Consider the following 17362-nt stretch of genomic DNA (forward strand, 5'->3'; position numbering starts at 1 on the left):
TGCCCTATCTTCCCAGATAGACTTCGACGACCCGCGGGTCCGCCGAGACATGGTCGAACCGCCCCTCGGACAGCACACTTCCCTCGTGCAGGCAGGTTACCTTCACACCGAGTTCGCGCACGAAATGCATGTCGTGCTCGACGACGACGACCGAATGCGAGCGGGCGATCTGCCGGAGTAGATCGCCGGTCTGCGCGGTTTCGGCGTCGGTCATGCCGGCTACGGGCTCGTCGATGAGCAGGAGCTTGGGGTTCTGGGCCAGCAGCATGCCGATCTCCAGCCATTGCTTCTGGCCGTGCGACAGAGCGGCAGCCTTGTCGTTCCGCCGCTGCTCCAGGCGAACGGTGGCAAGGATCTCCTCGATGCGCTCGGTCTCGGACCGCGAGCGCTGGTCGAAAAGGGCGGCGAAGATGCCGCGCCGGCCCTTGAGGGACAAAGCGATATTGTCCTCGACCGTATGTGTTTCGAACACCGTCGGCTTCTGGAATTTGCGGCCGATGCCGAGATTGGCGATATCGGTTTCGTCGAGCCGGGTCAGGTCGTGCTCGCCATCGAAGAAGACCTCGCCGGTATCGGGCCGGGTCTTCCCGGTGATGATATCCATCATCGTGGTCTTGCCGGCCCCGTTCGGACCGATGATGGCGCGCATCTCACCGGGCTCCAGGATCAGCGAGAGATTGTTGATGGCCTTGAAGCCGTCAAAGCTGACGCTGACGCCGTCGAGATAGAGGATGCTTTGCGGATGCTGGATCACGATATGCCATCCTGCGCTGCTTCGCTTCGGGGGGCCGCCTGGACCGTCGCAAGCGTCTGAGGCGCTGAAGTCTTGCGCGGCCGCCTCGAGCCCCGCCACTGGTCGAGGGCGCCGACCAGGCCTCGCGGCAGCAGGAGCGGCATGGCGACGAAGAGGGCGCCGAGGGCGAACAGCCACAGATCGGGCAGGGCGGCAGTAAACCAACTCTTGGCCCAGTTGACGCCGATGGCGCCGATCACCGGTCCGACCAGGGTGCCGCGGCCGCCGATGGCGGTCCAGATCACCACCTCGATGGAATTGGCCGGCGAGAACTCGCCGGGATTGATGATGCCCACCTGCGGGACATAGAGCGCGCCGGCGATGCCGGCCATCACCGCCGAGAAGGTGAAGGCGAACAGCTTGATGTTCTCGGGCCGCCAGCCGAGAAAACGGGAGCGATATTCGGCGTCGCGCACGGCGACCATGAGCTTGCCGAGCTTGGAAGCGGTGATCATGGCGGTGAGCGCGACGAACAGGGCCAGCATCAGGGCGCTGGCGGCGAACAGGCCCGCGCGCGTGCCCGGCGCCTGCAGGGAAAAGCCGAGCACATCCTTGAAGTCCGTCAGCCCGTTATTGCCGCCGAATCCCATGTCGTTGCGGAAGAAAGCGAGCATGAGGGCATAGGTCATCGCCTGGGTGATGATCGAGAGATAGACGCCGTTGACGCGGCTGCGAAAGGCGAACCAGCCGAAGGCGAAGGCGAGCAGGCCGGGTACGGCCATCGCCATCAGCGCGGCGAACCAGAACCGGTCGAAGCCGTACCAGAACCAGGGCAGTTCCTGCCAGTTCAGGAAGACCATGAAGTCGGGCAGGACGGGATTGCCATAGACGCCGCGGTCGCCGATGCCGCGCATCAGATACATGCCTATGGCATAGCCGCCCAGCGCGAAGAAGGCGCCGTGGCCGAGCGACAGAAGGCCGCAATAGCCCCAGACGAGATCGAGGGAGAGGGCGAGCAGGGCATAGTTGAGATATTTGCCCATGAGCGCCACGACATAGCTGGGAATGTGGAAGGCGCTGCCCTCCGGCACGGCCAGGTGCAGGAGCGGCACCAGCACCGCCGCCGCTACCAGAATGGCGATCAGGATGGACAGGCGGCGATCGAGACCGTTCTTGAGGAGGGTTGCGAGGATCATGCTTCCACCGCCCGCCCCCGGGGCGCGAACAGGCCGCGCGGGCGCTTCTGGATGAAAAGGATGATGAAGACGAGCACGATGATCTTGCCCAGGACCGCACCCGCATAGGGTTCGAGGAATTTGTTGGCGATGCCGAGCGTCAATGCGCCCAACAGCGTGCCCCAGAGATTGCCGACGCCGCCGAACACCACGACCATGAAAGAATCGATGATGTAGCCCTGGCCCAGATTGGGCGAGACATTGCCGATCTGGCTGAGGGCGACCCCGGCGATGCCCGCGATGCCGGAGCCGAGGCCGAAGGTGAGCGCGTCGATCCTGGGCGTGCGGATACCCATCGAGGATGCCATGCGCCGGTTCTGGGTGACGGCGCGCATCTGCAGGCCCCAGCGGGTGCGATTGAGGATGAGGCGCAGGGCGATGAACACGGCGATCGAGAAGGCGAAGATCCACAACCGGTTGGCGGTCAGGGTCAGTTCGCCGACGCTGATGCTGCCGGACATCCACCCGGGATTGGAGACCTCGCGATTGCTCGGCCCGAAGATCACGCGTATGGCCTGCTGCAGGATCAGCGATACACCCCAGGTCGCCAGCAGGGTCTCCAGCGGGCGGTCATAGAGAAAGCGGATGATGCCGCGCTCGATGACGACACCGACGGCACCCGCAACCAGGAAGGCGAGGGGCAGGGCGATCAGCAGGGACATGTCGATGAGGCCGGGCGCATAGGCGCGCACCGCCTCCTGCACGACGAAGGTGGTGTAGGCGCCGATCATCACCATCTCGCCATGCGCCATGTTGATGACGCCGAGCACGCCGAAGGTGATGGCAAGGCCGATGGCGGCCAGCAGGAGCACCGAGGCCAGCGAGATGCCGTACCAGACGTTCTCCGCCAGATCCCACAGTTTCAGGCGCGCATCGATGGTGCGGATGCCCGCGGCGGCTTCATCCTTCAAGGCGCCGTCGGCGCCGCCCGCGAAACGGCCCAGCAGCGCGGCGGCTTCGCGGGTGCCCAGGGATGCCACCAGCCCGATGGCGGCACTCTTGTCGGCCTGGGGTTTGTTGGAGAACAAGGTCGCCGCGGCGCGCGCCGTCTCCAGCCGGGCCTTGACGATCGTATCGGTCTCCTTGGCGATGGCGCTGTCGAGAGCCGGCAGCGCAGCTGGATCGGGGGTCTGGGTCAGGGCGGCGGCGGCGGCGAGGCGGGCCGCCCTGTCGCTGGAAGCCAGCGTGAGCGAGCCGCTCGCCTCTTTTATCGCCCGTCTTATGGCGTTGTTGACCTTGATCCTGACGAGTTCGGTCTTGGCTGCTTTGCCCAGGTCGGCGCCGGTGAGCGGATCGGCGATCGTGAGCGGATCGCCGCTGCCGGAGGCGATCAGGATCGCCTTGTCCGACTGACGCCAGCAGAGATTGCCATCGGCCAGCGCCGCGAGCGGGCGGGCTGCCAGCGCATCCCCGCTCCCGGCCAGTTCGCGCACCACCGCCTCGACCTGCTGGAAGTTTGCAGCACCGGCCAGCTTGGCCAGGCCGGCTCTGGTGCCGGCTTCATCGGCGTGGACGAGGCCGGGCATGAGCAGGCAGGCCCATAGGGCCAGGATGAGGAAACGGCACCCACCCATGGCGGAGCGCAAGCGGAGACGGGAGGGTTCGCGGGAGAACATGCCAGCGCCTAGTTCGTGCCCTGGCCGCCGCATTTGCCGGTGGCGACGTTGAAATTGCCGCAGGACAGCGGCTTGCGCCAATCGGCGATCAGATCCTTGGAGTCCGGCAGGTAATCGGACCATTCATCGCCCACCACCAGTCCCGAGCTCTGCCAGACGGTCTGCATCTGGCCGTCGGCCTGGATCTCGCCGATCAGGACCGGCTTGGTGATGTGATGGTTGGGCATCATGGTCGAGTAGCTGCCCGAAAGATTGGGCACGGACACACCGACAATGGCATCGATCACCGCGTCGGGATCGGTGGTGCCGGCTTTCTCCACCGCCTTCACCCACATGTTGAAGCCGATATAATGGGCTTCCATCGGGTCGTTGGTGACGCGCTTGTCGTTCTTGGTGAAGGCGCGCCAGGTCTTGATGAACTGGGCATTGGCCGGCGTGTCGACCGACTGGAAATAGTTCCAGGCCGTGAGGTGGCCGACCAGCGGGCCGGTGTCGAGGCCTGCCAGTTCCTCCTCGCCCACGGAAAAGGCGACGACGGGAATGTCCTCGGCCTTGATGCCCTGATTGGCGAGTTCCTTGTAGAAGGGCACGTTGGCGTCGCCGTTGATGGTGGAGATGACGGCGGTCTTCTTGCCGGCCGAGCCGAATTTCTTGATGTCGGAGACGATGGTCTGCCAGTCGGACTGGCCGAAGGGCGTGTAGTTGACCATGATGTCGTCCTTGGCCACGCCCTTGGATTGCAGATAGGCCTGCAGGATCTTGTTGGTGGTCTGAGGGTAGACATAGTCCGTTCCGGCCAGCACCCAGCGCTTCACGCCTTCTTGGCTCATCAGATAGTCGACGGCCGGGATGGCCTGCTGGTTCGGCGCGGCGCCGGTGTAGAACACATTGCGCTCGCTCTCCTGGCCCTCATATTGCACCGGGTAGAACAGGAGGCCGTCGAGCTCCTTGAAGACCGGCAGGACGGATTTGCGGCTGACCGAGGTCCAGCAGCCGAACACCGCCGCCACCTTGTCCTTGCCAAGGAGGTCGCGGGCCTTCTCGGCAAAGAGCGGCCAGTTCGAGGCGGGATCGACCACCACGGCTTCCAGCTTGCGCCCGAGCACGCCGCCTTTCTTGTTCTGCTCGTCGATCAGCATCAGCATGGCGTCCTTGAGCGTCGTCTCGGAAATCGCCATGGTGCCGGACAGCGAATGCAGGATGCCGATCTTGATGGTGTTCTCTTCGGCCCGGGCCGCGCCGCAGACCATCAGCATCGCCACGATGCCGCCCGACAGGTAATGCCCGAATTGTCCTCGCTTCGACATGACGCCTTCCCTTTTGCTCTTGGATCCCAAAGGGAGGACTAGCAAGCGGCGTGCCAATCGCGGCGGAGCGGTCTCCGACAACGCCGGGCCTGCCGCACGGCATAATGGAAAGGCGATGACTTCCGGACTTGCCGGCGCCGGACCACAGGAGCCGGCGCCGGCTTGAGGCGGACAAAAATTTATGCATGCTCAATAATTAGGCGAACTGCTGCCTTTCGGGGCCGTTCCCTCGCGGAAGGCGCTGTTCCGCTATCGCGCAGGCTTGTAGGTCACGATTTCACTCGCCGCATTTTCGACTGCGGATCTGGAATAGAGCAGGGGTACATAGCGCCCGTTGGCCCACAGCGGCGCCAGATCGCGATAATGAGGGCTGAAGGGATTGCCGGATTGCCCCGGCGTGTTGATGGCGCGGCTGGCGTCCCAATTGCCGACATCCAGCACCATGCGGAAGGAGGCGCCGGAGGTCAGGCGAAAGTCCGAGCTGCGATAGCTTGCGGCATGGGGCACGTTGCTGGCGCCGCCGAGCTCGAGCGGGCCGACGCGCATCTGCGCCTGCGTCGAGGGGTCGGCGAGTGGCAGCAGCGCGTGATCGAACTGGGCATGGTGCAGCCTGCCCCAGCGCCACTGGCTGGTATCCTCGCCGAGAAGCTTGGAGACATCCGCGACCGCGGCGCCGATGCTCTGCAGCAGCAACGTGTCCCGCGTCTTGGCCGGGTCGGCGCCGAAGGAGGCGTCCGGCTTCTCCAGAAGGTCGAACATCGCGCCGACGCTCGGCTTGGGAATGAGGGAACGAGCGGCTTGCGGCACGGTGGCGTTCACCAAGGCAGGGCCGATATGCTTGCTGATCCACACCTCGAACAGAGCCGCGGCGGCGCTGTCGCGGTCGTCGCTCGCATTCCAGTCGCACAGGAGCTGGAGCCCCTTGGCGATTTGGGGATCGTCCGATCGCAGGGGTTTGAGCAGCGCGATCAGCCGGCGTCCCAGCATGCTGGTGTCGTCGTTCTGCAGGTCCATCGCGTCGGCAAGGCTGAATTTCTTTTTGTCCTGCAGCACCTCGACGATGCGGTCCCAGCGGGCAGGGTTGGCCCAGGAATCGAAGCCGATGCGCCGCTGCTCGATGGGGTAGCCCGGCGGCAGATTCATCTGGTTGGCGGTGGCGAAATAGCCGGCCTTCGGGTTGAAGACGCTCGGCAATTCGTCCAGGCGCAGGAAACCCTGCCATTCATAGCGCCCGTCGCCCGGCACGGGGAGGAGCCCGTCATAGCTCAGGCGGCGCGGCGCCATCCCGCCCGGCTGCCAGCCGATATTGCCCTTGGTGTCGGCATAGACCTGGTTTTCCGAAGGGGCGCCCCAGCGCTTCATGGCGGCCTGGAATTGCGGCCAGTTCTTCGCCGTCATGTAGTCGGACGAGCCGAAATAGGCCGAGGTTCCCGGCTCGAACCACACGGAGCGAAGGGTGAAGGCGAGATTTCGCTTGGTATCGGTGGCGAGCACCGGCCCGTGCCGGGTGAACCGCATTTCGATATCCTGCGGGGTGCCGCCCCTGACCTCGACCTTTTCGCGCAGGATCCGGACCGGCTCCCAGTTCCCGCCGAACCTGACCTGATCGGGGTTGCCTGGATTGAGCGTCTCGACATAGAGATCTTCCTGATCCATGCCGAAGATCGTCAACCCGAAGGCGATGCGGCCATTATGGCCGATCGAAATGCCGGGAAGCGCCGGTTCGCCGGCGCCTATCACGTTCATGCCCGGTGCGATCAGGTGAACGATATAGCGCAGGGACGGCACGCTGTGGTCGCGATGCGGGTCATTGGCCAGGATCGAGCGGCTGGTTGCGGTGCGCCTGCCGGAGACGACCCAATTGTTGGAGCCGATTGTGTCGACCTTGGCCTGTGCCTGCGCCAGCAGGACATCAGGGTCATAGGCCTGCGCCGCCTTCTTGCCCGCGCCGAATTTAACCGGATCGGTCGCGAGCGTGTAATCCTTGAGCACCTCCCGCGGTATGGAACAGGGGTCGAGGCCGTCTGGCAGCTTCGCGGTCCATTCGGGTTCGAGCTTGGCCTGGAGCCTGCCGGCATCGAGCCCGGCGGCGCAGGCAATTTGCGCACGCTGCACTTCGAGCTCGACATTGCGTGTCAGGCCATGGCTGCGGATGCGCACGATATCGTCGACATGCCACTGGTCCGGACGCGATCCGGCGATCTTGAACTCCTCGGGCAGGGGCTGCGTGCCGTCCCGCGTTTCCTGGACATAGGCATTGACGCCGTCGATGAAGGCGTTGGCATAGTCTTTGGCATTGGGACCGTAGGATTGCCATTCCTTGTCCATGTCGCCGCGATAGAGGAACAGGCGTGCCGCGCGGTCCTGTTCGACATAGGCCGGGCCGAAATCCTTGGCCAGAAGTCCGAGGCCGCGCTTGCGCCACAGATCGATCTGCCACAGGCGGTCGCGCGCGGCATTGTAACCTTGCATGAAGAATGCATCGCGCCGGTTGGCGGTATAGAGATGTGGGATGCCCCAATGATCGAGGATCATCGTAGCGGGCTGTTGCAGACCGCGGATATCATGGCTCTGTTGCCGCACACCAGATGAGATTTCGGCAAGAGCAGGCGGAACCCAGGCGACCAACGCAACAGAGCTGAGAAAGATTGCCAGGCTACGAAGCATATCAATGACCTTATTTTTCTATACGGTACACTTTTGAAAATTATGGTTATTTTTGACGTGACCCGGATAGTGCAGCGGTTTCAGGCGCCCGACAAGAAACTTGTCTTCATGATCTCGCAGAATGTTCACCGCAGGCTCTGCGCATTGCTGGGAGTGGGGACAGCGAGATCGGCGGGGAGAGCAATTACAATCTAAATTACCAAAAAGACTATAATATCAGTTACTTATGAAATAATACTAAACTTATATATCACCTATTGTGCAAGTCGCCATTCTTAAGCGTACTGCCTTCTTTGGAACCGTCCGCGACCACGAGGAAGCGTGCCGATAGCGGCAGGCTGGCGCCGCCGAGCACGCGGGCATGGATGCCCACCGTTCCCTCGCGCACATGGGGTGTTCTCAATCCTTCCACATCGATCCGGCCGAGTGCGTCGCGCACGGCGCCGACCAGGCGCGCCCTGACCTCGGCCGGCATCCAGCCATCGATGACGGCCGCTTCGAAGTCGATCACGGCGCAGGATGAGACGATGGCGTAGGCCAGGGCACCGGCCGCCCTGCCGATCCAGATGTCGACGTCCTCGCCCAGCTCGCCCCACGCCTCGGGCGAGGTCCAAAGATGCGCGGCGTCGATGCCGCGTGCCTTAAGGGCCTTTTCCAGCATGGCGATGGAGGCGACGTCGATGAGCTGTGTCGGCTTGCCGTCGGGGCCGGGGACCGGCATGGAGCCGAGCGCGCCGGCATTGCCGGTCTGCCCGCCGAACAGGCGGCCATTCAACACGATGCCGCCCCCCGCAAAGGCCCCGATATAGAAATAGACGAAGTCGCGCACCCCCGAGAACTGGCCGAAGACGAGCTCGGCGCCACAGGCGGCGGTGGCGTCATTCTCCAGATAGACCGGAAAATCGCAGTTCGACTGGAGGTCGGCCTGGATGCTGCGATGACGCCATTCGTCCAGGATGTCGGGAGGAGCGCCGGCGGCATCCGCCCAGTTCCACAATTCGAAAGGCATGGCGATGCCGAGCCCCGCAATGCGCTTGTTCTCGGCCGGGCTGAGCGTCGCCCTGACGGAGGCGATGCCGTCGAGCGCGAAGCGGATCGTTTCGCCGGGGGCGGGGTAGAGGTAGGACTTGTGCAGCATCGAGCGCACATTGCCGAGGAAATCGATCAGCACGAGGTCGGCACTGCGCCGCCCGATCTTCAGGCCGAGGAAGAAGGCGCCTTGCGGATTGAGCGCCATGGGAATCGAGGGCTGGCCGATGCGTCCGCGCACCGGCTCCTGGCGCGTCAGCAAGCCCGCTTCCTCCAGCTCGCGCATGATGACGGATACGGTCTGCAGCGACAGGCTGGTCATGCGGGCGATGTCGGATTTGGCTAGGGCGCCGTGTTCGCGCACGAGCGAGAGCACGATGCGCTCATTGTGGTCGCGCATGCCGCTCTGATTGGTGCCGCGATGATGGCGGCTCTCGGCCAGTTCCGGCGAACCGGCCTTCTGGGTGCCAGCCTCCATCCCATTTCCTCCCCTCGAGCAAAACGCGCCCATTTGTGGCGCGCATTTTCTCTAACTCTTTGTTTTGACGTGTCTTTGCGAGTCTGGATGATTCCGTCTCATCCCAACGCTATAGGGCGATATTCTTCCTTCCGCCAGAATGGGCGCTTCGTGCAAGGACGTCAACAAATTACTAAATAAGACTTATTTATTTATTGACACGGCGGGCAGGTGTGGTGTTTTTTAATGCAGGCGCCGCGGCAATGAAGGCGCCCCGAAAGCGAGGCCGGGAAGCCGGCCTGGCGTTCCAAAATGGGAGGAATATGATGAAGAAACCCGTTCTGAAGTCGGCTTTGCTCTGTGCCAGCGTCCTGTCGCTGGGCATCTTCGCCACCCCAGGTTTTGCCGCCGATGTCGGCGCCTGCCTGATCACCAAGACCGACACCAACCCCTTCTTCGTGAAGATGAAGGAAGGTGCGACCGCCAAGGCCAAGGAACTGGGCGTCAACCTCAAGGCCTATGCCGGCAAGATCGACGGCGACAATGAGAGCCAGGTCTCGGCCATCGAGTCCTGCATTGCCGACGGAGCCAAGGGCATCCTGCTGGTGCCTTCCGATTCCAAGGCCATCGTCGACTCCGTCAAGAAGGCGCGCGCCGCCGGCATCCTGGTGATCGCGCTCGATACGCCGCTGGAGCCGATCGACGCGGCCGACGCCACCTTCGCCACCGATAATTTCAAGGCCGGCGAATTGATCGGCCAGTGGGCCAAGACGACGCTGGGCGACAAGGCCAAGGAGGCCAAGATCGCCTATCTCGACCTCAATCCGAGCCAGCCGACGGTCGATGTCCTGCGCGATCAGGGCTTCATGAGCGGGTTCGGCATTTCCAAGATCGAAAATCCGACCAAGATCCAGGATTGGGGCGATGCCCGCAACGTCTGCCACGACGTCACCAACGGCAATGAAGAGGGCGGCCGGGCCGCCATGGAGAACTGCCTCCAGAAGGACCCGATGATCAATGTCGTCTACACCATCAACGAACCGGCAGCCGCTGGTGCCTATGAGGCGCTCAAGGCCGTCGGCCGCGAGAAGGACGTTCTGCTCGTCTCCGTCGATGGCGGCTGCCCGGGCGTGAAGAACGTCGCCGAAGGCGTGATCGGCGCGACCTCGCAGCAATATCCGCTCAAGATGGCCGCCATGGGCATCGAGGCCATCAAGAAATTTGCCGATGGCGGCGAGAAGCCCAAGCCGAGCGAAGGCAAGGCGTTCTTCGATACCGGCGCCACTCTCGTCACCGACAAGCCGGCCTCCGGCGTCGAATCCATCGACACCAAGAAAGGCAAGGATCTGTGCTGGGGCTGAGCTGAGGCCAGCCCGAACGTTCAATCTTTTTCCTAGGGAGCGGCCGCCGCGCCGCTCCTTTTACGAGGGGCGACCACCCCACGGGAGGAGACCAAAGATATGACCGATCCTTCGGCCAATGTCGGACGTCCGCAGGACTTCGAGAAAGTCCTCTCGGGCAGCGACACCAGCGTAGCCAGCTTCGACGTTCACAACAAATCGGCGCTGGAGAAGGCACAGCATTTCCTGCACGGGAACCCGGCCATGGTGCCGCTGATCGTGCTGGTGCTGTCCACCGCCATCTTCGGCGTCATCCTGGGCAGCAAGTTCTTTTCCGCCTTTTCATTGACTCTCATCCTGCAGCAGGTGGCCATCACCGGCATCATCGGTGCCGCCCAGACCCTCGTCATCCTGACGGCCGGCATCGACCTGTCGGTCGGAGCGATCATGGTGCTGTCATCGGTGGTGATGGGCCAGTTCACCTTCCGGTACGGCCTGCCGGCTCCGCTATCGATCTTGTGCGGCTTCGCCTGCGGGGCTCTCTGCGGCTACATCAACGGGCTGCTTGTCTCCCGCATGAAGCTGCCGCCTTTCATCGTCACGCTGGGCAGCTGGCAGATCATCCTGGCCGCCAATTTCCTCTATTCGGCCAATGAGACGATCCGCAGCCAGGACATCGCGGCTCAGGCCCTGCTGCTGCAGCTCTTCGGCGCGAGCTTCCGCTTCGGCGGAGCGGTCCTGACGGCTGGGGTGGTGGCCATGGTGCTGCTGGTCGCGGTCCTGTGGTACGTGCTCAACCACACCGCCTGGGGCCGGCATGTCTATGCCGTCGGCGACGATCCCGACGCCGCCGAGCTCTCGGGCGTCGGCACCAACAAGATGCTGCTCCAGGTCTACACGCTCTCCGGCATCATCTGCGCCCTGGCGGGCTGGGTGCTGATCGGCCGTCTCGGCTCGGTTTCGCCGACCTCCGGCCAGTTCGCCAATATCGAGTCGATCACCGCGGTGGTCATCGGCGGCATCTCCCTGTTCGGCGGCCGAGGCTCGATCCTGGGCATGATCTTCGGCGCCCTGATCGTCGGCGTGTTCCAGCTCGGCCTCAGGCTGGTGGGCACCGACCCGCAATGGACCTACCTGCTCATCGGCGTTCTCATCATCGGCGCCGTGACCGTCGACCAGTGGATCAGAAAGGTTGCAGGCTAATGGCACAGGAACCCATTCTCAGCGCCCGCGGCCTGGTCAAGCGCTACGGCCGGGTCACCGCTCTCAACAATTGCGAGTTCGACCTCTATCCCGGCGAGATCCTCGCCGTGATCGGCGACAACGGCGCCGGCAAGTCCTCGCTGATCAAGGCCCTGTCTGGCGCGATCACGCCCGACGAGGGGGAAATCAGGCTCGACGGCAAGGCCGTCAGCTTCAAATCCCCCATCGATGCCCGCGAGGCGGGGATCGAATGCGTGTACCAGAACCTGGCCCTGTCGCCGGCCTTGTCCATCGCCGACAACATGTTCCTGGGGCGCGAGATCCGCAAACCCGGCATTCTCGGGCAATGGTTCAAGATGCTCGACAGGCCGGCCATGGAAAAGCGGGCCCGCGAGAAGCTGACCGAGCTCGGCCTGATGACCATCCAGAATATCGGCCAGGCGGTCGAGACCCTGTCCGGCGGGCAGCGCCAGGGCGTTGCGGTGGCGAGGGCGGCCGCCTTCGGCTCGAAGGTGGTGATCATGGACGAGCCGACCGCCGCTCTCGGCGTCAAGGAAAGCCGCCGCGTGCTCGAGCTCATCCTCGACGTCAAGCGGCGCGGGCTGCCGATCGTGCTGATCTCGCACAACATGCCGCATGTGTTCGAAGTGGCCGATCGCATCCATATCCACCGGCTCGGCCGCCGGCTCTGCGTGATCAATCCGCGCGACTACACGATGTCCGATGCGGTCGCCTTCATGACCGGCGCCAAGGCCCCGCCTGAGGAACTGGTCGCGGCCTGACGGGATCGGAAGGCCGTCTCCTCGACGAAGCCAATGGGAGGACGATGTGTCGTGCAAGCGGCGGCATCGTCCTCCAACGAATGAAAGGCTGCCAAGGTGCTGAACTCGACGCTCGCACGGGTCACCGATCGGATCGCGGCGCGATCCGCCGCCCTTCGCCGTCCCTATCTCGAGCGCATGGCCCGCGCCCGCGCGGCCGGCACCGTCCGCGCCCATCTGTCCTGCGGCAACCAGGCCCATGCCTATGCGGCCATGCCGGCGGACGACAAGGCGGCCCTGGTCAAGGGCAGCGCCGGCAATCTCGGCATCATCACCGCCTATAACGACATGCTCTCGGCCCACCAGCCCTATGAGAGCTACCCCGACCTGATCCGCGCGGCGGCGCGCGCCGCCGGCGGCACGGCGCAGGTGGCCGGCGGGGTGCCGGCGATGTGCGACGGCGTCACCCAGGGCCAAGCCGGCATGGAGCTGTCGCTGTTCTCGCGCGATGCCATTGCCATGGCGGCCGGAATCGCGCTCAGCCACAACACTTTCGATACCACGGTCTATCTCGGCGTCTGCGACAAGATCGTGCCGGGCCTCGTCATCGCGGCGGCCGCCTTCGGCCATCTGCCGGCGATCTTCGTGCCGGCCGGGCCGATGGCGAGCGGCATCGCCAATGACGAGAAGTCCAAGGTGCGCCAGCTCTTCGCCACCGGCCAATGCGGGCGCGACCGGCTGATGGAAGCGGAGATGGCGGCCTATCACGGGCCGGGCACCTGCACCTTCTACGGCACGGCCAACACCAACCAGATGCTGATGGAGTTCATGGGCCTGCATTTGCCGGGTTCGAGCTTCGTCAACCCCCATACGCCGTTGCGCGACGCGCTCACCGTGGAAGCCGCCAGGCGCGCCCTGGCGATCTCGGCGCTCGGCAACGAGTATACACCGGTTTGCGACGTGCTCGACGAGCGCGCCTTCGTCAACGGCATCGTCGGGCTCAATGCCACCGGGGGCTCCACCAACCTGCTCATCCACATGATCGCCATGGCGCGGGCGGCGGGGATCGTGCTCGACTGGCAGGATTTCGCCGATCTTTCGGATGTGACGCCGCTGATGGCGCGGGTCTATCCGAACGGACTTGCGGATGTGAACCATTTCCACGCCGCCGGCGGCCTCGGCTTCATGATCGGCGAACTTCTCGAAGCCGGGCTTCTCCACCCCGACACGCGCACCGTGGCCGGGGAGGGGCTCGCACGCTACACCAGGGAACCCAAGCTCATCCACGGCGCCCTGGTATGGTCGGAGGGGACGAGCAGGTCGCTGAATCCCAAGGTTCTGCGGCCGGCCGGAGAGCCCTTCCAGCCGACGGGCGGGCTCAAGCGGCTCCAGGGCAATCTCGGCACCGGCGTGATGAAGGTCTCGGCCGTGGCGCCGGAGCGCCATCTCGTCGAGGCGCCGGTCCGCGTCTTTGCCGACCAGGAAGCGGTCAAGCAGGCCTTCCGTGCCGGTGAATTCACCGGGGACACCGTGGTGGTGGTGCGCTTCCAGGGGCCGAAGGCCAACGGCATGCCGGAACTGCATAGTCTGACCCCGATGCTTTCCGTCTTGCAGGACAAGGGGCTGAAGGTCGCCCTGGTTACGGATGGGCGGATGTCGGGCGCCTCCGGCAAGGTGCCCGCGGCGATCCATGTCAGCCCGGAGGCTCTCGACGGAGGGCCGCTTGCCAGGCTCAGGGATGGTGACCTCGTGCGTGTCGACGCGGTTGCGGGCACCATCGACGTCCTGACGCCGGGCGCACTCGAGCGTACCGATGTCCAGCCGGATCTCGCCGACAACGAATTCGGTGCCGGCCGCGAGCTCTTCGGCCTGTTTCGCCGGCAGGTCTCGGCCGCGGAAAACGGCGCCTCGCCCTTGTTCGGCTGATAGGAGCTGCATCGCGGAAGGCGCGCCGGCGCGAGCACGGATGGCGGGCACGTTTTCGCGCTCGGTGCATTCGCGTCGTTTGTCCGCTCGGTGAAGGCCGGCGAATATTGGCTGTACAGCTTGGCAAGTCTGGTGTGCGTATTGGAATAATTTTGTTTCGCCATCCAAAATCCTTCGCCAGGATCGGCGGCGTTCGAGTAGGGGTGCGAGGAACAGATGCCGGATGCCGCAGAAAAACCGACCGTATCCGAAACGCCGTCCCCCGGGCGTAGCCTGCGGTCGCGCTGGCTCTATCCGGCCTTGCGTGTCGGCTTCCTTCTGCTTGCGGCGTGGCTGGTCTGGTATGTTGCCGGCAACTGGAACCGCTGGACCGGCGCCGCCCGCCTCGCGGAGACCGACAATGCCTTCATCGTGGGCGACGTCACACCCTTGTCGGCCCGTGTCTCGGGCTACATCAAGGACGTTCCGATCCACGACTACCAGGCGGTTGAAGCCGGCGACCTGATCGCCGAGATCGACCCGTCCGACTACCAGGCCCAGCTCGCGCTGGCGCAAGCCAATCTCGCCGCCGCCGAGGCCAGCCTCGCCAATGTCGCCAATCAGAAGAACGTGCAGAATGCCCTGATCCGGCAGGCCGGTGCCAATATCGATGCGGGCAGCGCGGATGTGCGGCGCTACCAGCTCGAAGCCACCCGCCAGCGCGACCTGCTCAAGACCGGCACGGCCGGTACGCAGCAATCGGTCGAGCAGGCCGATGCCAATGCTCAGCGCGCCTTGGCGCAGAAGGCGCTCTACGAGGCCCAGCTCGATCAGCAGAAGGCCCTGCTGGCCGGGCTCGACGTGCAGGAGCAGCAGGTCCAGGCCCAGATCAAGGCGGCCGAGGCCCAGGTCACGCTCGCCACCAACAATCTGGGCTACACCAAGATCCGTTCACCGGCCAAAGGGCTCGTCGGCCAGCGCCAGGTTCGCCCGGGCCAGTTCGTCAATGTCGGCACGCAGGTGATCGCGGTGGTACCGCTGCCCAACATCTGGGTGGTGGCGAACTACAAGGAAACGCAGATGACCAATATCCGCCTTGGTCAGCCGGCGCATGTCACCGTCGATGCCTTTCCCGACCTGGTGCTGACCGGACGGGTCGAAGCCTGGTCTCCCGGCACCGGCAGCACCTTTGCCTTGCTGCCGCCCGACAATGCCACCGGCAACTTCACCAAGGTCGTGCAGCGCGTTCCGGTCAAGATCGCCCTCGATGCCAATCCGGCGCTGGGAACCCTGATCCGACCGGGCATGTCGGTGGTAGCGACTGTCGATACCGGCGACCGATCAGGTGCCGCGGCGGCAGCGGCGCCATGACCACGGCAACGGCAACCTCAGCCGCGCCGCTGACGGCGACCGGCGCGGCCCTCGAGCCGGCGACCCAAGCGCCGCCGCGGTTTCGCGCCGATACGCTGCGGCCCTATATCGGCATCCTTGGCGTGCTGCTCGGCTCCATCATGTCCACGCTCGGCAGCCGCGTCACCAGCTTCGGCCTTGCCGATCTGCGCGGCGGGCTGCATCTGGGCTTCGACGAGGGGGCGTGGATGACCACCACCTTCGCCGTCGGCCAGATGCTGATCGGGGTGGCCTGCCCCTATCTCGGTGCCATTTTCGGGGTCCGGCGCATGCTGCTGCTGGGCATCGTCCTGCTTTTCGTCGCAAGCCTGCTCGCGCCCCTCTCTCCCAATCTCGAAGCCTTCCTGGCCGCACAGTTCCTGGCGGGGCTCGGTTCGGGAACGTTCATTCCGCTCACCATCAGCTTCATCGCCCGCAGCCTGCCGCCGCGCCTGATCATCTATGGCATCGCGGTCTACGCCATGAATTCGGAGCTCTCGCAGAATGTCGCGGCCTCGCTGGAAGGCTGGTACGCGGACAATCTTTCCTGGCGCTGGATCAGCTGGCAATATTGCGGCCTGCTGCCGCTGATGTTCACCTGCGTGTGGTTCGGCATTCCGCGCGAGGATGTGAAGACCGAGCTCCTGCGCCATTTCGACTGGCCAGGCCTCGTCTATGCCGGGGCCGGCTTCAGCCTGCTCTATGCTGGGCTCGACCAGGGCAACCGGCTCGACTGGACCAATAGCGGCCTGGTCAACGGCCTGCTGATCGCCGGCGGCTTGGTGACGGCAGCCTTCGTCGTGCGCGAGCTATGGGTCAGCCGCAGGCCCTTTCTCAATCTGCGGCTCCTGGTGCAGCATCACCTCCTGCTGTTGCTGCTCCTGCTTGCGGGCTTTCGTTTCATCATCCTGTCGACCGCCTATATCATTCCCAATTACCTGCAGACGGTGCAGAACTTCCGCGAGCTGCAGGTCGGCGCCGTGCTCTTGTGGATCGCCTTGCCCCAGCTCATCATCGTGGTGCCGCTCGGCTATGTCCTCAAGCGCGTCGACGGACGATGGGTCCTGGCGACAGGCACCGCCCTGATCGGCATCGCCTGCCTGATGGCGGCCCAGCTCACCAGCGCATGGGCCACCGACGATTTCCTGCAATCCCAGATCCTGCAGGCCCTCGGCCAGTCCTTCGCCCTCACGGCGCTCATCGTGCTGGCGGTGCAGTCGATCAATCCGGCCGATGCGCTGACGATCGGTGCCTTGCTGCAGATCAGCCGCATGTTCGGCGGCGAGATCGGCACGGCTTTCATGCAGACCTTCGTGCGCGTGCGCGAACAGGTCCATTCCAATCTCATCGGCCTGCATGTCGACAGCCTTGCCGGTGCAACGGTCGACCGCCTCGCGGCCTATCGCAATGCCGTCGGCGCCCATACGGCGGATGTGGCGATCGCCAGCGCCCGGGCGACGAGCCTGTTGTCCTCGGCCATCGCCAAGCAGGCGGCGGTGCTGTCCTATATCGACGGTTTCCTGGCCGCTGCAGGCGGCGCTTTCGTCTGCCTGCTGCTGATCGCACTGCTGCCCAGGCCCAACCGCCTTCCCGTCTGAAGAATAATTCAATTCTCCTAGAGCAAAGCGCGTTCAAACGTGAACGCTAATTTGCTCTAACTCATTGTTCTGACGCGTCTTTGCGATTCTAGGTGACTCCGTCTAATCGCAAAACGCTATAG

At 64.4% G+C, this 17362-nt stretch carries 12 protein-coding genes; 6 read left to right on the forward strand and 6 right to left on the reverse strand.

Going from position 1 to position 17362, the window contains the following annotated elements; genetic code table 11:
* Positions 1-4 precede the first annotated feature (4 nt).
* From urtD to J8I29_RS18220, 6 genes are all read right to left on the reverse strand, one after another.
* Positions 5-757: an urea ABC transporter ATP-binding protein UrtD gene (gene urtD / locus J8I29_RS18195; protein ID WP_105860640.1), complete on the reverse strand. Its 753-nt coding sequence runs from the start codon at positions 755-757 to the stop codon at positions 5-7.
* Positions 751-1929, reverse strand: coding sequence for an urea ABC transporter permease subunit UrtC (gene urtC, locus J8I29_RS18200; protein WP_209432739.1), 1179 nt, complete (start codon positions 1927-1929; stop codon positions 751-753). Before urtC ends, urtD begins: the two co-directional genes overlap by 7 nt.
* Positions 1926-3494: an urea ABC transporter permease subunit UrtB gene (gene urtB, locus J8I29_RS18205; protein WP_245197128.1), complete on the reverse strand. Its 1569-nt coding sequence runs from the start codon at positions 3492-3494 to the stop codon at positions 1926-1928. Before urtB ends, urtC begins: the two co-directional genes overlap by 4 nt.
* A 98-nt stretch (positions 3495-3592) precedes the next feature.
* Positions 3593-4840: an urea ABC transporter substrate-binding protein gene (gene urtA, locus J8I29_RS18210; RefSeq protein ID WP_245197130.1), complete on the reverse strand. Its 1248-nt coding sequence runs from the start codon at positions 4838-4840 to the stop codon at positions 3593-3595.
* Positions 4841-5140: 300 nt separating this feature from the next.
* A complete protein-coding gene (locus J8I29_RS18215; protein WP_245197114.1) occupies positions 5141-7426 on the reverse strand; it encodes a penicillin acylase family protein in 2286 nt (761 codons plus the stop codon).
* Between the two features lie 382 nt (positions 7427-7808).
* The gene (locus tag J8I29_RS18220; protein WP_209432741.1) at positions 7809-9065 is read right to left on the reverse strand and encodes an ROK family transcriptional regulator; all 1257 of its coding nucleotides are present in this window, start codon (positions 9063-9065) and stop codon (positions 7809-7811) included.
* A gap of 305 nt (positions 9066-9370) precedes the next feature.
* Between J8I29_RS18220 and J8I29_RS18225 the strand changes: the two genes are divergently transcribed.
* The 6 genes from J8I29_RS18225 to J8I29_RS18250 all read left to right on the forward strand — a co-directional run bounded on the left by J8I29_RS18225 (position 9371) and on the right by J8I29_RS18250 (position 17240).
* The gene (locus tag J8I29_RS18225) at positions 9371-10405 is read left to right on the forward strand and encodes a sugar ABC transporter substrate-binding protein (protein WP_105860289.1); all 1035 of its coding nucleotides are present in this window, start codon (positions 9371-9373) and stop codon (positions 10403-10405) included.
* A 99-nt stretch (positions 10406-10504) separates the two neighbouring features.
* Entirely contained in the window at positions 10505-11587 is a 1083-nt protein-coding gene (locus J8I29_RS18230; RefSeq protein WP_209432742.1) for an ABC transporter permease, read from the forward strand.
* Entirely contained in the window at positions 11587-12369 is a 783-nt protein-coding gene (locus J8I29_RS18235; protein ID WP_105860291.1) for an ATP-binding cassette domain-containing protein, read from the forward strand. The genes J8I29_RS18230 and J8I29_RS18235 overlap by 1 nt, the downstream gene beginning before the upstream one ends.
* 96 nt (positions 12370-12465) lie before the next feature.
* Entirely contained in the window at positions 12466-14274 is a 1809-nt protein-coding gene (edd, locus tag J8I29_RS18240) for a phosphogluconate dehydratase (protein ID WP_209432743.1), read from the forward strand.
* 216 nt (positions 14275-14490) lie between these two features.
* Complete coding sequence (locus J8I29_RS18245) at positions 14491-15624, forward strand: HlyD family secretion protein (protein ID WP_209432744.1); 1134 nt, start codon at positions 14491-14493, stop codon at positions 15622-15624.
* Positions 15621-17240 (forward strand): MFS transporter, encoded by a 1620-nt coding sequence (locus tag J8I29_RS18250; protein WP_209432745.1) that lies wholly within the window; start codon positions 15621-15623, stop codon positions 17238-17240. Before J8I29_RS18245 ends, J8I29_RS18250 begins: the two co-directional genes overlap by 4 nt.
* Positions 17241-17362 lie beyond the last annotated feature (122 nt).

Origin of the sequence: Labrys sp. LIt4 (assembly GCF_017813775.1) — a bacterium.
Taxonomy (GTDB): domain Bacteria; phylum Pseudomonadota; class Alphaproteobacteria; order Rhizobiales; family Labraceae; genus Labrys; species Labrys okinawensis_A.

What these genes read in the sequence shown, in the direction of transcription:
- J8I29_RS18245 (WP_209432744.1), top strand. Translation starts at nt 14,491, where the DNA reads ATGCCGGATGCCGCAGAAAAACCGACCGTATCCGAAACGCCGTCCCCC.
- J8I29_RS18215 (WP_245197114.1), bottom strand. Translation starts at nt 7,426, where the DNA reads ATGATCCTCGATCATTGGGGCATCCCACATCTCTATACCGCCAACCGG.
- J8I29_RS18220 (WP_209432741.1), bottom strand. Translation starts at nt 9,065, where the DNA reads ATGGAGGCTGGCACCCAGAAGGCCGGTTCGCCGGAACTGGCCGAGAGC.
- urtC (WP_209432739.1), bottom strand. Translation starts at nt 1,929, where the DNA reads ATGATCCTCGCAACCCTCCTCAAGAACGGTCTCGATCGCCGCCTGTCC.
- J8I29_RS18250 (WP_209432745.1), top strand. Translation starts at nt 15,621, where the DNA reads ATGACCACGGCAACGGCAACCTCAGCCGCGCCGCTGACGGCGACCGGC.
- J8I29_RS18235 (WP_105860291.1), top strand. Translation starts at nt 11,587, where the DNA reads ATGGCACAGGAACCCATTCTCAGCGCCCGCGGCCTGGTCAAGCGCTAC.
- urtB (WP_245197128.1), bottom strand. Translation starts at nt 3,494, where the DNA reads ATGCCCGGCCTCGTCCACGCCGATGAAGCCGGCACCAGAGCCGGCCTG.
- J8I29_RS18230 (WP_209432742.1), top strand. Translation starts at nt 10,505, where the DNA reads ATGACCGATCCTTCGGCCAATGTCGGACGTCCGCAGGACTTCGAGAAA.
- J8I29_RS18225 (WP_105860289.1), top strand. Translation starts at nt 9,371, where the DNA reads ATGAAGAAACCCGTTCTGAAGTCGGCTTTGCTCTGTGCCAGCGTCCTG.
- urtA (WP_245197130.1), bottom strand. Translation starts at nt 4,840, where the DNA reads ATGCTGATGGTCTGCGGCGCGGCCCGGGCCGAAGAGAACACCATCAAG.